Consider the following 16625-nt stretch of genomic DNA (forward strand, 5'->3'; position numbering starts at 1 on the left):
AAAGCCAGAGATGGTTCGAAGCATCTCTGACCAAAAATGCGGGTTTGCCAATGCCGATAAGATCGGATAAAATATCTATTCAACTAAACATTTTAAGACCAAACCCAACAATTCAAATTTATGAATTTAAACTTACATTATAGGTATGGAGGCAACCGCCATGCCCTATATAAATTCCTGCTGGTTATGAAACTAATTGTCATTTTAATCACCACAGCTATCATGCAGGTCAGCGCCAGTTCTTTTGCGCAGAAAATTACGCTGAACAAGAACAGTGCGCCCTTATCACAGATCATCAACGAAATCAGAGTGCAAAGCGGTTATGATTTCTTTTATAACAAGACCCTACTTAAGTCTGCCAAGCCTGTTACGATCAAAGTACAAAATGCTTCGATCGAAGAGGTATTAGAAATTTGCTTCAAGAATCAGCCGCTGGAATTTCAGATCGAGGAAAAGACGGTGATGATTAAAGAAAAGGAGAAGTCCGCCGTTGACAAAATTGTCGCCCGATTTCGACAAATTGATGTTCGAGGTAAAGTCGTGGATGAGAAAGGGGCCCCGCTTGTTGGTGCCTCGGTGACCGTTAAGGGGACTGGCCAGGCTACGAGAACGGACGAAAAAGGTGAGTTTTTCCTCGTTAATGTTAATGAAAAAACCGTGCTGGTGATTTCCTATCTAGGTTATGTGCTTAAGGAAGTTCTTGCTGCAAAAGACCTGGGAACAATTTCCATGATCGTTTTCTCTGGAAATCTTGAAGAAGTAAGTATTATAAATACGGGTTTTCAAAATCTGCCAAAAGAACGGGCTACCGGCTCCTTTGTACTTGTCGATAATTCGTTACTCAATAAACGGGTCAGTACAAATATTTTAGAACGGCTCGAAGGCAATGTACCTGGCTTGATTTTCAATAAAAATACACCAAACAGCATTAATGGAAACAATGATATCAATGTCCGGGGGCACAGTACGCTTTTTGCTAATGATCAACCGTTAATTGTAGTAGATAATTTTCCTTATGAAGGCAGCATTTCGAACATCAACCCCAATGATGTGGAAAGTATAACTGTTTTAAAGGATGCAGCGGCCTCAAGCATATGGGGGGTACGTTCAGGAAATGGAGTTATTGTAATTACCACAAAGAAAGGAAAAAAAGGTCAGCCGTTAAATATTGAATTCAATAGTAATTTGACCATCGGAGATAAACCGGATTTACATTATAAGCCACTCGAAAGCATCACCTCAAGTGATCGCGTAGATATTCAACAGATGTTATACGAAAGGGGTTTTTATGCAAATGATCTCAATAACTCGAATTTTCCAGTAATACCCCAGGCAGTTAGCATTCTGGACAATATCAAGAAAGGCAGGATTACAAATCAAGAAGGTCAAAAACTACTGAATAGCATGAAAGGAGTTGATATCAGAAATGATCTTGATAGATATTTCTATCAAAAAAGTGTAAGCCAACAATATGCCTTCAATTTCAATGGTGGCAGTGAACAGAGCGACTATTATCTTTCGTTGGGCTATGATAACAATAGGCCCGAAAAATCAGGCTTCGTGAATAACCGGCTCAATCTGACTTCAAATTTAAATTTTTATTTAACCGATAAACTGACTCTTTCGGCGAATATAAACTTCACCCAGACAAAGAATCAGACAAATAGTGTTCTAAGTGATCTAGCGAGACTTCAGGATTCGGGCACCTTGCCTATCTACACCGACCTGGTTGACGATCAAACCGGTCAATCAAACATAGTAATAAGGGATTTTAACCCAAGTTATCTAGATGCTCTAGGTCAGGGATTTGAGGATTGGAGATATAGGCCATATGACGAGCTAGGGTTGGCCGACGATAAATCGACACAGTTGCATAATAAGATTAATTTGGGAGCGTCCTATAGAATTTTACAAGGACTAAACGTTTCGCTGAAGTATCAGCATGAGAAAAGTGCCCTTACCAATGATAGCTACAAGAGCCCGGAAACATACTATACAAGGGATCTCGTTAACCGCTTTTTTAACCCACAAAGCAGTTCGCCTCACCCAGTGCCCCTGGAAGGCGGTATTCTAAATACCCGTATCAACGAGTTGAGAACAAATAGGGGAAGACTACAGGGGGATTTTAATAATAACTGGAGCAATATACACAACCTAACTGCGATTGCAGGTGTGGAAATAAGTGAGTCTGTCTCAGAAAATCGCGCTAATACTACTTATGGTTATGACAAAAATACCCTAACTTCCTATAATGTGAACTTGACTACAGCGTATCCGACAAATCCATCTGGTGCATTGCTCATTCCAACCATAAATGGTTTTGGAAGATACAACGACCGTTATATTTCTTATTTCAGCAATGCTAGCTACGCTTTATACGACAGGTATATAGTTACCATCAGCGGAAGAATAGATAAGTCGAACCTGTTCGGGGTTAAAACCAATCAAAAAGCAGCTCCATTATATTCCGTGGGGTTGGCGTGGGATATGTCTAAGGAAGATTTTTACCATGTCAGCTGGTTGCCTTACAGCAAGATTCGGATTACTTATGGCTATAATGGAAATATTGATAAGAGTGCATCTGCATATCCTGCTTTCTTCACCTTTACCGATCCGTTTTATTATGGCAATCCTGCAGCTGTGATACAAAGACCCGGCAATGATCAGCTAAGATGGGAAAAAGTCAGGATGATCAATGTGGGTTATGACTTTTCAGCCGTTAAAAACAGGATAAGTGGAAGCATTGAGTTTTATTTTAAAAAAGGTGTCGATCTATTTGGCAACTCATTATTAGCTGGATCCACCGGTTATTCCCTTTTTTACGGCAACACAGCTAATACAAGTACAAAAGGTTTTGACATTAACCTGAATTCTTTAAACCTGAATTCAAGGGGTTTTACCTGGTCTTCTAATTTTCAGCTGAGCAGGGCTATGGATATCGTAACGGCCTACAATATTCAGGAATCTGCAACATCTTATATAAATGGCATACGTTCAAGTATAATTCAGCCGTTGGTTGGTAAACCGTTATTTGCTGTTTATAGTTATCGCTGGGCGGGCCTGTCACATGATACAGGAGACCCACAAGGCTATTTAAACGGAGCGGTAAGTAAAGACTGGACGTCCATTATTACGAATACGGGGATTAATGACATGGTATACAACGGGCCGGCAAGGCCAACGGAATTCGGCTCGCTGAGAAATAGTTTCACATACAAAAACCTGTCATTATCTCTAAACCTGCTATATAAGTTTGGATATTATTATCGAAGAACCTCATTAAGCTATGCCGGCCTGTATGTTGGCAGTGGGCATTCCGACTATTATCGCAGATGGCAACAACCGGGAGACGAGCAATCTACCAACGTACCTTCTGTGCAATTGCCGCCGGTAACAACCAACAGGGAAAATTTCTACCTCAATTCAGAAGCATTGATAGAAAAGGGCGACCACGTCAGGTTACAGGATATCACCCTGCAGTATGATATCAACTTCAATAAAACCAACAACCTTAAAACCGGACTAAAGAAAATTCAGATCTACGGATATACAAACAATGTTGGGATTTTATGGAGGGCTAATAAAAGCGGGATAGATCCGGACGTATATACGAGCGGCTTTCCTGCTGCAAGAATCTTTTCGTTGGGAGCAAAAGTTAAATTTTAACATGTAAAAAGAAATGAAAAATACATTAACAATAATCATATTTCTGGTAGTAGCTGCCCTATCGTTTAATTGTAAAAAGGAAGATGAATTCCTTGATGAAAAACCAGATCAATCGCTGATCTTGCCGGCCTCATTAGAAGATTACGAAAAGCTGCTCAACAACACTGGGGTTTTTAACAATGGAACCATTCCAAACCAGGGTACGATTTCCTCAGATGAATTTTACGTAACAGATGCTGTATTCAATTCGCTTTCATCGAATGCAGGCCGAAATTTATATAAATGGACCAAGGACATTGATGAGGGAACAAGTAGCGGTGATAATATTTGGAATGCCGCATATAAACAAGTCTATTATTGCAATATTATTCTAGATGGCATTCCAAAACTAACCATCGCACCTTCACAGCAAGCAAAGTTCAATAATCTAAAAGGAATGGCGCTTTTTTTTCGATCATGGGCGTTTTATCATTTGGTCCAAACCTACGGTATGCCTTATGATGAAATTACATCGAAGACTGACCTGGGGATTCCATTGCGATTAACGGCTGATATCAATTTGAAATCGACCCGGGCCACGGTAGAGCAATGCTATGCCCAGATCATTTCGGATCTGGAAATTTCCCTAACATTGCTTCAGGAACGAAATGATCATAAAACCCTACCATCGGGGTTGGCAGCACTTGGCTTTTTGGCAAGGGTCAACTTAGCATTGAGGCATTATGATAAGGCCTTTGATTACGCCGACCGATTTCTAGCCAAAAATAGCGTTCTCACAGATTACAATATCTTCTCGGCATCTCGTACTTCTTCTATTCATACGGCATTTATCGATGAGGATATTTTCAATGTTACTATCAATACTGGGTTAACAGTTGCTAATAGGACAACTGCAAGAATTGATCCGGCCTTTGTTGCAACCTATAATGATAATGATCTTAGGAAGCGGCTATATTTTAGGACAAGCAACAACGAAATCTTTTTTAAAGGCAGCTACAATTATATGGGGCAGCATTATGTAGGTATTGCAACGGATGAAGTCTATCTTATCAGATCCGAATGTTTTGCGCGCAAAGGCAATGCTATAGCTGCGTTGGGGGACCTGAATACTCTATTAATGGCAAGGTGGAAATCAGGGGTCGCATACCCGCCAATAGTTGCACAGAATTCGCAGGAAGCCCTTGCCAAGATTTTGGTGGAACGAAGAAAGGAATTGCTGTTCAGGGGGCTCAGGTGGACTGATCTGCGCAGGTTCAATAAAGAAAATGGGTTTGAGACTACGTTGACTAGGACTGTAAATGGTGAAACCTATAGTCTTCCCCCAAACGACCAGAGGTATGCGATTCCCCTACCGGTGTCAGAAATACAATTAAGTGGGCTCGAGCAAAATAAAAGATAATCGAAAAAATATGAAAATAACTAATTATACATACATAGTCCTAATAATACTTTTTCTTTTTAGGACAGAAGTCAGCTTAGGTAAAGATTCTGATAGCGTCAGCGTGGTTGCCACTAGAGCAGTGATCACGGGTAAGACTTCAAATATCCCAAATGGTGGGGTGGTACAAATAACCCTGATAGATTATGGTATTGACGACGCAAGAATCAATAAAAAGATTTTCACTACTATAAAGGATAATCAGTACCAGTTTATAATCGACAGCCTAACACATCCCCTATATCTTGTATTCAATTTTAGGGAGGCAAGTGACTTAAATTATGTCCACTTTATCCTTTCGCCAAACGATGAAATCAATATAGACCAATCAAGTGATGCAAGCAAATTCTCAGGGACTAATTCGTCAATTTATGATTGTATCATAGAAATGACAAGAGAAGGTAAAGAAAAATTTAATAATTATGGGTGGTCAGACAGAAACAATAAGCCATTAATAGAAGAATTTAAATTTACTGATGAGCAGCTAAAATATAATCTTGAAAAGCTTAAGAGCTATGAGGAAAAAATGCCACAGAGTATATATTCCTTGTTAAAAACAGACCTTATTTATGGTGCTGCAAATTATAAGTATTCCCTGCTCAATTTAAAGAAAACTACAGCGCAGCAAATCGGTTACGACCCAGGACTTCTGTTAATGAAGGGCAGACCATCCGTTATTGGTGGCAATTTGTATTCTTATGTCTTCCCTTATTATGTGACCAGCAAGTATACGTATGATTACTGTACTGCCATAAACGAAAAATTTGATCCGACCAAATGCATTGACTACGTGTATGAAAATTTTCATGGTATATTAAAAGAACAACTGGGTACTTATCTCATAATCAAGAATATTAAGATGAGTAATATGACCGCCCCTCAAAATTATGCTCTATCGGCATTTTCGAATCAAATCTTCAAAGACATTATTGTTAAGGCAACAGCGAACAGGGTTGAAGGCAGGGAAGCTATTGACTTTTCCCTACCTGATAAAGATGGTAGAAACCATTCGTTATCTGAATACAGGGGGAATATTGTTGTTTTGGATTTTTGGTTTACCGGATGTGGGGCTTGCAAGGAGCTGGCACCAAAATTAGCATATGTTGCCGAAAAACTAAAAAGGGAAAAGGTAGTTTTTTTAAGTATTTCGGTTGATAAATCGAAAGCGACGTGGCTAAAAAGTGTAAAGGCAGGCGAATACACTTTCAAGGGTTGCATTGAATTGTATACTGATGGTATGGCACAAAGCCATCCAGAGCTTTCAAAGTATAAAATATTGGGTTTTCCTACACTAATTCTCATAAATCAGGCCGGGAAAATAATGAATAATCCGATTAGCCCTCGCGATGATGGTGGAGCGGATATGCTTAAATTGATTTATGCTGAATTAAATAAAAGAGGAGTAAGGCAATAGTAAAGCTGCGTGATGTTTCAGGTTGCCTATCGCCCTTATTTTTACCATGCAATCGTGATATTGACTACGAGTTTATGATAAACAGCAAGCCACTCGAACAGGATTTCCCTTATTTCTTCATTCAATGTGAGGGAAAAGGGAAATTGGTGCGGATACCGAAGGATGAGATCCTGTATGTGGAGAGTGCACTGAACTACCTGCGCATCCATTTGATGGGAAAGACCTATATTACTTATCTGACGATAGGCGAGATCGGAGAGGTACTGCCGGAGAAGCAGTTTCTGCGGGTGCACAAGTCCTTTGTGGTCAATATAGAAAAGATCGTTGGGGTGGAGGGGAATATGGTGTACCTGGGCAACAATGTTACCGTGGCGCTTGGACCGAACTACCGCCAGTCTTTTTTTGATACGTTGGAGCCTTTGCTGGTCAGGAGCAAACGTAGAGGTTAAAACAAAAATTTGTAATATGTTCAAAACAATAAAGCTAGGAAAACTAGCTTTATTGTTTTAGGTTCTTTTTTAACAACCCCTTGTTGGACAGTTCACAGATGGAAGTGATGTAACAGTAGTTGTTGTTGGATCATGTGTACCGCCTGAAAGCTGGTCGAATTGATTGGCTGGGCGATTTGCATTAAAAGAAAATACTACCTTTTTGCGCAGTGTGTTTTGTTTTGTAGTTTTCATGTTTTTTAAATTTTGAGTTGGTGATTTCTATGATTAAAGATAACTTCTAGTGTTCCTATTCTTTAGTTATTTACACCAAAACCTTTTTTCAGTAGATGTAAAGTTCATCCACGGGTGCCGTTTTCATGGCTGCTTGCCTCTGAAGTTCTTTCAGAGCAAAATAGTACATGACCATTTCATGTATCCGCTGGTCCTGGTTGAACAAACGGTTCACTTGCATGTGGATCAGATCGCCCATTATCTGCTCTTTTCTTGCATCGGTACATCTTTCCAAAATATTTATGAAATGGTCTTTAAGCTGGTTGAACGCGGATTGCTGCTGCGCATTGGGAATAAAAGCTTTGGTTTCTTTGAACAGCTTATATTCTCTGTTTAGCTTTTTGAAACCTTGTGCATCGAGCTGATGTTCCTTGATGAAACTGTTCGAAAATCTTTCGATCAGCTGTTTGATTCCGATATTGTTCAATATGCCCGAAGCTTTGATTTCATTAAGGAGCGCTATGCAGAGCTGGTATTTTTCGGTAGCTGATGGCTGCGCTTCCAAAAGCAGTAGTACGTATTTGCTGTCCAAGCAGAAATGTGTTTCGATTGTTTCCATGAGGTCCTTTCCATATCGTTCGAGTTCCCTTTTATAGGTTTTGAATTGTAGGTCTGAAACCATGCCATGCTGCAGAAGTGGTTGTAACAGCACTGAAAGACTGGAAGTCAAACGGTAAGCGTCTCTAAGGTCTCTAAGAAGAATTCTCAAACGAATATGTTCGCCATTTTCATTATAGCGGATAAAAAAGCATTTTTCAATCAACTGATGGTGAACCTTTAAAAAAGGGCGGATATATTCAACGAGTAGCTGATCACCCCGACGGGGGTGGCAATAAATCTCGTAGTAGAGCCATTCACTTCCTGGGAGATAAAAACCTGGTACTTCCACCTTTTCCTTAAAGTTTGCACACGATGCAATTCCCTTATATACATTTTCCTGATGACAAAGGTTCAGGATGAACTCGCCGATATAGGGATTGCCATTCTCATCAAATATATTAGGCTCTCTTGGTAAAATTGCCTCGTCGAGGTACAAGTTCTTTTGTTTTTCCAACAAGCCTATCAACACTTCCATATCGAGATCTGTTTGGGTGTCGAAACATAGTGTCATATCAGAATCCCCATTTTTTACGTGCCTTGGCATATTCAGTTTGGCGAAATACTGCCTTAAGCCTTCTGGTGAAAATATATTCATTTCCTGGAGTCGGTTGTATTCCAACTTCCACCTAGCTGGTGAAAGGACTATGTTTTTATACTGCAGCCTTGGATAAAAATTAAGATCAGAAAAGATATTCTTCAGTTTTAGCGGGATGTTTGGAGGAATATTCTGCAATTGCAGATCACAAAGCAAGCGGAATAAAGGGAGATCTGATCTTGTATAGTTATAAGCTGTGCTCATCCTTGGAATGAGCCTCCTATCCAATTTTTTTGAACGAAGTACAACCTGGTTATTTTGGATGGATAAATAAATATCATTTAAGGTCAAAGGATCTGCTGAAGTATCGTAGTTTAAGATGCTCAGTTGATAATCGTAGATAAGCTGTCTCCTGTTCACATTGTCGAGTCTGTCTTGAATAAGATAGGCAATGTCAAAAAACAATACGTCGGGATTGGCGTGTTGTTCGCTGTTTGCTACATTTCTTGCGCATTCAAGGACTGTTGGATTATCCAACGTAAACCGTCCAGTTAATATATTAATTGTACTACCGCCAGTCATTTCTAAGGAAATTAGTTCATCAGCAACAGTTATCAGCACACCACAAGAATTAGTCATAATGGGTCCTTTTTCAGGGATTTTGAGTTGTTTTTCGTCTAGGAAAATGGTTTGCCCAGGGCTTATAGCCATCTTCATCTTGCGATCAAGCGAGGCTTTGAATTCATTAAAGAACCCAAACTCTTCACTGTTCTTCTTACGGAATCCAACAATGAAGTCCTTAGTCCCGGAGTCCCGCTCCATGTCCCCATAGCCAACACCTATTTCCGGGTCAATGACCTGCATTAACGGTATTTCACGCTGATCAAATTTTTTCTGGAATTTCGCGGTAAATTTTTGAAGTTCTATATTCCTGTCTCTTGGGTCTGGACTTTTAATTAAAGGTAACAGGGATATGATATGTCTACATAGACCTCGATCGAGATCACCTTTAATTGATTCTCTTTCAGTCAGGTGATATGCATCACTATTGTTCAGAGCTAAATGGCCAATCCGCTGAAAATAATCAAGGCCGATGATATTTGGATCCCTTTCAGTAATGAGCAGTTGTATGCCGATCATGTCCTCAATTAGCGAAAGGATTTCGGCTTTTTCATGCCCAGATGCTATTAAGTTTTCGCATAAGTCATTTATGGGTATTGGTTTTTCGCAGGCTTTTAATATTTCAATAACGTCGACATTTTTCTCAAGGTCAGTAAGTTCAGATAGTCCTTCATTGCAGCTGAGATACCTAATCGAGTCGATGGTTAGATAATAACTGCTATTAGCAAAAAGGTGAAGGTTTTGATCGATCACGTCTTGGAAGATATATTCGAGCTTGTCTTTTTCTGGCCAGTCGACAAATGCATGTAGCGCCTGCTTGTTCTTTATGATGAGTTTGTTAGTCGAAGGATCTTCTTTCTCGATGATGCCGAAACCAGCAAATGTGCCGTACGGTGTAGCCCGATATTTAGCCCGGTTAAAGTATTTCCATACGGTGTGTTTTAGCTTTTGGGGCATTGTATCTAATTGATCTATCTCGATGTCCTTGATCTGCTGGTAAAAATCAGTAGACGAAATAGCGATTGATTGTTTGAGCTCTCCCCAGCAATCTTTCAGTTCGCTTTGGTAGGAAAACTGTGGAACGCGGTAGATTACCGTTGGATGGATATTAAGTTTGATCATGATTCTAGTGTTTATCTCATTTAAAAATAACAGAAGATGTTCATCAATCTTAGCATGTTAGACGAACGCCCATTTTTGATACATATAGGGTAGTATTGCGTAGACCAAATCATTGCTTTCATCTATTGAAAAGTGTTATTGGTGTAATTTAGGGTACTAACTTGTTTTTGTTGCTTAAATTTAGAATTTGACTTCCTTTGCAAGGGATGATTGCTTAATTAATGCTTAATGAAACGGGAAATAGCAAAACGACTAAAGCTAATAGCCACAGAAATGGAAGAGGCATCGTTGCAAGCAATGCCTATGGGCCTGCTAGGAGGTAAGCTTGGTATAGCTTTGTTTTTTATGGAGTACTCCAGGTTTAGGGGTTCTGATGAGTATTTAGAGAAAGGTGTCGGGCTCATTGAACAGGTCTTCAGCGAAACTGCTTTTGAAATCGATAATTTTAGCTTTTATTATGGAATGTCAGGCCTAGGCTGGTTAATGGAATATTGCAATGAACAGGGTTTTCTGGAAGCCGATACTAGCGAAATATTCAAGCAGAATGAAGAGATGCTCTACAAGAGGATGGTTTTTGAGCTTTCGCGTGGTCATTATGATTTCCTTGTGGGCGGTCTTGGGATCTTTCTTTATTTTTTAGCGAAACCTGAAAGTGAAAAAGTAAATGCTTGGCTCACTCATGGAGTGGATCTACTGGAGGATTTGAGTATCAAGGAAGGCAACCTGATAAGTTGGCCGGATTGTGATTTTATAAACCTTCAGCAGATTCAGGGACAGCGAAATTTGGGGCTTTCACACGGGGTTCCTTCTATTTTAGTCGTTTTATGTAAGGCTTATCACAGTGGAATTGATCCAAAAAGAACGCATCGACTAATCAGCATGACTACCGATTATCTGCTTTCGTTGTCTAATGGTGATTTTGAAGATGGCGCTATTTTTCCAAGTTTCCATATTCCTGGAACCGAGCCTGAAAGGAATTCCAGGTTGGGCTGGTGTTATGGGGACCTGGGCGTTTGCCTTTCGTTACATGCTGCGAATATGATTTTAAAGGATAGGGAACTCGATAATGTGATCAAAAGGATTTTGGCCCACGCTGCTAAAAGGCGCGATCAGATAAAAGATAAAGTAAATGACAGCGCTCTGTGCCATGGATCTGCTGGTATTGGGCATATTTTTAACAAGTTTGCCATCGCATATTCAGACCCGACCTTAAAAGAGAGTGCGGATTATTGGTTCGGATTGAGTTTGGAACAGTCTTGTGGAAATAGGATTGAGTTACTGGAGGGACTGCCAGGGGTAGGTTTGGCATATATAAGTTACCTTAAGCCCGAGCTTGCCAGTTGGGAACAAGTTCTGTTGATGGCTTAGGCTGTCTTAGGGTATAATTCTCTTGCTATTACTCTAATATGGAGCATAAACGATCATTCGGTTTTTTACAATTGATAATGAATGGCAAATACGGTTCTACATCATTTTTTTGTTTGCTGTGTTTGGATATGGTTTGGGTTGTGCATTTTTTGTTGATAACTTAGTGTGATGATCGGTTTGCTCAGGCCCTATTGGGGCAAAATTGTTTTGCTACTTTTACTGGCCCTTTTGGGAAATGCATTGAGCTTGCTGCTGCCCAAACTGATCGGAAAGGTAATAGATGGATATTCCCATCAATCTTTCGATATGGACAGAGCGATGTGGCAGTTTGCGGGCATTACCTTCTTGGTTTTTTCATTTGGCTACCTGCAGGGGCTTTTGCAGATCTATACTTCAGAAAAAGTTTCGCTGGACCTTAGGACCAAACTGGCTGTTAAGATTTCTAAACAAGGGGTGGGCTTTATTGCCGAACATACGGCCGCAAAACTATTGACCAACCTTACCAGCGATGTGGAGGCCGTTAAGGCTTTTGTTTCACAGGCCATTGTTTCCATCATCTCATCGGTGGTGATCATTTTTGGTTCAGCAATTTTGCTGTTCGGGATCGATTGGCAGCTCGGTCTGATCGTTATTTGTATCACTTCAACCATTGGGGTCACTTTCTACCTAGTGCTTAAAAAAGTGAAAGCCAAGTACAAGGTAAGCCGGGAGGTGATAGACCGTTTGAACAAGATCATTTCGGAGAGCATTTTAGGCGCTTTCTTGGTACGGGTTGTAAATTCACAGCATTTGGAGTACGACAAGTTTTTGGTGGCCAGTGTAAAAGGCAGGGATTTAGGGTTGTCTATCCTTAGGCTTTTTGCTTGGCTTATTCCCATCATTACCTTTACCGCTAGTATGGCTGCACTTGTGATTTTGGTTTATGGCGGGCACTTAGTCATCATAGGCCGCATGAGCATAGGCGAATTGGCCGCATTTAACAGTTACTTGGCAATGCTTATTTTTCCCATTATTATAATTGGGTTTATGAGCAACGTGATTGTGCAGGCCACCGTTTCTTATGAGCGGGTGCAAAAGGCACTAAACTGGCCAGATGAACTGCATTCAGGTACTTTAGATGTAGCACTTACCGGCAAGTTGAGCGTGACTCATATCAATTTAGCTTATGGCGATAAAAAAGTACTTAAAAACATCAGTTTTGATGTTTCGCTAGGCTCAAAGGTAGCGATAGTTGGACCTACTGTTGCGGGTAAAACTACCTTATTGTCATTATTAGCGGGCATGGTTAATGCAAATTCGGGAGACATTAGCTACGATGGACATCCATTGGCCGAGCTTAGCCAAGATTCTTTTTATCGCCAGTTGGCATTTGTATTCCAGGATAGTGTGATGTTCAACATGAGCCTGCGAGAAAATATTGCTTTTTCCAAAGAAGTGACCGATGCTGCCTTGGTCAAAGCCATTGAAAGTAGCGAGCTGTCTGATTTTGTGGATTCGCTTCCTAATGGACTAGAAACCGACGTTTCAGAACGCGGGTTAAATTTATCGGGCGGACAGAAACAACGGATCATGTTGGCTAGGGCATTGGCTATTGGTCCAAAGATTTTGTTGCTGGATGATTTTACTGCCAGGGTAGACCAACAAACCGAGCAAAGGATTTTAGCAAACATTAATGCAAATTACCCTGGGATTACCCTAATTTCTGTTGCGCAGAAAATCGCGGCAGTAGCAGATTACGATCAGATTATCTTAATGATGGAAGGCGAGCTGTTGGATAAGGGAACTCATTTAGAACTCATGGAAAAAAGCCCAGAATACGTACAATTGTTTAATTCGCAACGTAGCACCAATAGCGATGAATTATAATCTAAACGTAGAGCCAAAAACCACAAAGAGATCTATTTTTGCAGAACTGAAAGAATTGACCAAAGTAGCTGGCAATGAAAGAAAAAACTTGGTGTATGCGCTGTTGTTAATGCTGCTCAATACCTTTATCAATCTCTTAGGCCCATTTATTATCGGTTATACCATTGATCATTATATCGCAACCAAGCAATTTGATGGGGTATTGTTAGTTGCAGGGCTATTACTGATGTTGTATACCATCGTTTTTAACGGAAGTTATTGGCAAACTATCTTAATGGGCGGTGCTGCCCAACGGATTTTATTTAGCATGAAAAATGCCGTATTCAAAAAGATCCAGCAATTTCCTGTTGCTTTTTTTAACCAGAACAAAGCAGGCGACCTGATCTCAAGGGTGAATAGCGACACCGAACGGTTGAACCAATTTTTTTCGCAAGCCCTTTTACAATTTGTGAGCAGCTTATTTACGCTCCTAGCTGCCGGAACATTTATGTTGGGCCTGAATTTTAAGCTGGGTGTAGTTACCGTATTGCCTGCGATGGTGATCTGGCTTTTTGTCAACCGGATTTCGCCCTGGGTGCGGAAAAAAAATGCCGCCAACCTTAAAAGTACGGGTATGCTGAGTGGCGAAATACAGGAAAGCTTGGAGAATTTTAAAGTGGTGGTTGCTTTTAACCGCAGAGATTATTTTAGAAGACGTTTTGATACAACCAACGGGCAGAACTACAAAACAGCAATAGGCGCTGGTGTGGCGAATACTGTGTTTATGCCCGTATTTAGCTTGTTTGCTAATGTTGCCCAACTGTTAGTGTTAATTTATGGCATCTATCTCATCAAGAACAACAGCTTAACCATAGGTTTGCTCATTAGTTTTATTGCCTATGCCAACAATTTTTACAACCCCATTAGGCAACTAGCAACACTATGGACAAGCTTCCAAACGGCACTAGCCGCATGGGACAGGATCTCGAATCTATTGAGCCTAGAAAGCAACTTAACAATTTTACCAGATACCTTAACCCAGACAGCACCAGGCTTGCTAGCGTTCAGCAATGTACATTTTAGCTATCCAAACGCTAAAGAAGTTTTGCATGGGATTTCTTTTTCGCTTGATGCTGGTAAACGCTATGCATTTGTTGGTCCTACAGGTGGAGGCAAAACCACGACGGCGTCGTTGATGGCTAGGTTGTACGATCCATCTGCCGGAACGATATTTTTTAAGGGAAAAGACATCAGGACCTATTCAGATGCCGAAAGGGCAGCGCAGATTGGTTTTATTCTGCAAGAGCCCTTATTGTTTTCAGGAACGGTGATGGAAAACATTTTATACGGAAATGAAGCCTACAACCTATTGGAGACCGAAAGTGTACTCAAGATGATTGAAGAAATGGGACTTACAGAGCTACTCTCGGTTTTTGACCAGGGCCTTGCTACTGAAGTTAGTGCCGGTGGTTTACAGATGAGTTTGGGGCAAAAACAGCTGATCGCTTTTATGCGTGCCTTTTTGCGCAAACCATCATTATTAATATTAGATGAGGCGACGGCGAATGTTGATACCGTAACCGAACAATTGTTAGAAAAGATCTTATTACGCCTGCCCTCCTTTACCACTTTGGTGATCATTGCCCACCGTTTGAATACCATCGAAAATGCCGACGAAATCTTTTTTGTGAATGCTGGGCAGGTAGAAAGGGCCGGCTCTTTCAGCGACGCGGTAGAGAAGCTGATGAAGGAAAAGCGGGGGAGCTGAGGAAAGGATCATATTTCCAATGGCCTATTTATGTCTATCAAATGAGCTTTCTTGCATAACAGTTGCCTGCTCGGTGGTTGTCATTACCTATTTTAGCATTCGAGAAACTAAACAAAAGGAATTAGGTTAAAATAGTTAATGATTTAGGGGTGTCTGCCGGATAGCAAGGCCCCTTTTTTGGTTAAAAAAATTTTTTGAAAAAACGCCCCTTAATTCCCCGGTAGGAGTATTAAGGGGCAGTAACTTGGCTTCATCAAATATGAATTTTATGAAAATAGATTTTGAAAATGCCAGCTTTAAGGATTTTGAGAACATCCCCGGACTTGATCCTTACGCTTGGGCAGATTTATGGAGCGAGTATGTAGATTACAAAACTTTACGGGGGCAAATGAACTACAGGTTCGAAGTACAAAGTGGTTGTGGACCTGTGGTCAAACTAAGGGTGCCAGGAATTGAACGGCAGGATTTTGTGAGCTTGGTGAGTAACGATTACTTGGGTTTTACGCAGCACCCCAAGATCAAAGAGGCCGCAATAGCAGGAATTGAAAAGTATGGTTCCGGTGCGGGAGCCTCTCCTGCTATTGGTGGCCACTATGATTTTCACGCTGAACTGGAAATGAAAATTGCTAGGTTCTTTAAACGGGATGCTGCCATTACTTTTACTACTGGCTACACGGCAAATAGCGCATCTATCCAAGCCTTGCTAAAAAAGGAAGACCTGGCCATATTGGATATGGCGGTACATGCCAGTGTGCAGGAAGGCTGCCTTTTAACCAATACCAAGAGTTTTCCGCACAATGACATGGAGGCACTGGAACGAATCCTGAAAAACTCAAAGGATACCTACCGCACACGTATGGTGATCATTGATGGGGTTTACTCGCAAGACGGAGACTTAGCGCCTTTGGATAGGATTGTTGAATTGTGCAAGCATTATGGCGCCTACCTGATGCTGGACGATGCGCATGGAACGGGCGTGATCGGAAAGACAGGACGCGGGGTGATCGAGCTTTACGATCTGTATAAAGAGGTAGACATCATTACCGGAACATTTAGCAAGACTTTTGCCCACATCGGCGGTTACGTGGTGGCAAGTCCGAACCTGATCAGCTTTTTAAAATTCCAGTCACGTCAGCACATCTTTTCTGCTACGGCAACACCGGCATCAATATGTATCAGCCGGGCAATCGACCTGATCGATGAAGAACCGCAGTGGATGGATAAACTGCATGAAAATATGAACTATTTAAAACAAGGCTTTATGTCATTGGGACTGAAGACAACCGATACGAAATCGGCAATTGTTCCGGTACTGGTGGGAAATATCAACCAGAATGCAGAGATATGCCACCTGTTGTTACAGGCCGGAATTTATGCCAACCAGATCAATTATCCGGCAGTATCCCGTAAAGATGCGAGGATTCGGATGTCGGTAATGGCAACCCATGAATTCAGTCAACTGGATAAGGTACTGAATGCCTGGGAATGGGTCATCCAGAAAACCGGACTGGTCAAAAAATAAGATC

10 protein-coding genes are annotated in these 16625 nt (G+C 40.9%); 8 read left to right on the forward strand and 2 right to left on the reverse strand.

What is annotated here, in order from left to right; genetic code table 11:
- The first annotated feature begins 186 nt into the window (after positions 1-186).
- The 4 genes from WC622_RS02535 to WC622_RS02550 all read left to right on the forward strand — a co-directional run bounded on the left by WC622_RS02535 (position 187) and on the right by WC622_RS02550 (position 6967).
- Positions 187-3666 carry a SusC/RagA family TonB-linked outer membrane protein gene (locus WC622_RS02535; RefSeq protein ID WP_372816966.1) on the forward strand — a complete coding sequence of 1160 codons (3480 nt, stop codon included), beginning with the start codon at positions 187-189 and terminating at the stop codon, positions 3664-3666.
- A 13-nt stretch (positions 3667-3679) separates the two neighbouring features.
- Positions 3680-5065: a RagB/SusD family nutrient uptake outer membrane protein gene (locus WC622_RS02540; RefSeq protein WP_372816968.1), complete on the forward strand. Its 1386-nt coding sequence runs from the start codon at positions 3680-3682 to the stop codon at positions 5063-5065.
- Positions 5066-5075: 10 nt separating this feature from the next.
- A complete protein-coding gene (locus WC622_RS02545) occupies positions 5076-6518 on the forward strand; it encodes a TlpA family protein disulfide reductase (protein WP_372816970.1) in 1443 nt (480 codons plus the stop codon).
- A 74-nt stretch (positions 6519-6592) separates the two neighbouring features.
- Positions 6593-6967 carry a LytR/AlgR family response regulator transcription factor gene (locus WC622_RS02550; RefSeq protein WP_372816972.1) on the forward strand — a complete coding sequence of 125 codons (375 nt, stop codon included), beginning with the start codon at positions 6593-6595 and terminating at the stop codon, positions 6965-6967.
- A gap of 69 nt (positions 6968-7036) precedes the next feature.
- On the opposite strand, the gene WC622_RS02555 is transcribed toward WC622_RS02550, so the two are convergent.
- Together WC622_RS02555 and WC622_RS02560 are read right to left on the reverse strand one after the other, a co-directional pair.
- Positions 7037-7201, reverse strand: coding sequence for a hypothetical protein (locus WC622_RS02555; RefSeq protein ID WP_372816974.1), 165 nt, complete (start codon positions 7199-7201; stop codon positions 7037-7039).
- Between the two features lie 88 nt (positions 7202-7289).
- The gene (locus tag WC622_RS02560) at positions 7290-10118 is read right to left on the reverse strand and encodes a thiopeptide-type bacteriocin biosynthesis protein (protein WP_372816976.1); all 2829 of its coding nucleotides are present in this window, start codon (positions 10116-10118) and stop codon (positions 7290-7292) included.
- Between the two features lie 228 nt (positions 10119-10346).
- Between WC622_RS02560 and WC622_RS02565 the strand changes: the two genes are divergently transcribed.
- The 4 genes from WC622_RS02565 (at position 10347) to WC622_RS02580 (ending at position 16621) form a co-directional block, all read left to right on the forward strand.
- On the forward strand, positions 10347-11486 hold the full coding sequence (locus WC622_RS02565; RefSeq protein ID WP_372816978.1) for a lanthionine synthetase C family protein: 1140 nt from the start codon (positions 10347-10349) through the stop codon (positions 11484-11486).
- A 168-nt stretch (positions 11487-11654) separates the two neighbouring features.
- Positions 11655-13352, forward strand: a complete 1698-nt coding sequence (locus tag WC622_RS02570; RefSeq protein ID WP_372816980.1) for an ABC transporter ATP-binding protein — start codon at positions 11655-11657, stop codon at positions 13350-13352.
- Positions 13342-15099, forward strand: coding sequence for an ABC transporter ATP-binding protein (locus WC622_RS02575; protein ID WP_372816982.1), 1758 nt, complete (start codon positions 13342-13344; stop codon positions 15097-15099). Before WC622_RS02570 ends, WC622_RS02575 begins: the two co-directional genes overlap by 11 nt.
- A 268-nt stretch (positions 15100-15367) precedes the next feature.
- On the forward strand, positions 15368-16621 hold the full coding sequence (locus WC622_RS02580) for an aminotransferase class I/II-fold pyridoxal phosphate-dependent enzyme (protein WP_372816984.1): 1254 nt from the start codon (positions 15368-15370) through the stop codon (positions 16619-16621).
- The last annotated feature ends 4 nt before the right edge of the window (positions 16622-16625 follow it).

Origin of the sequence: Pedobacter sp. (assembly GCF_041662865.1) — a bacterium.
In the GTDB taxonomy this organism is placed as follows: Bacteria; Bacteroidota; Bacteroidia; order Sphingobacteriales; family Sphingobacteriaceae; genus Pedobacter.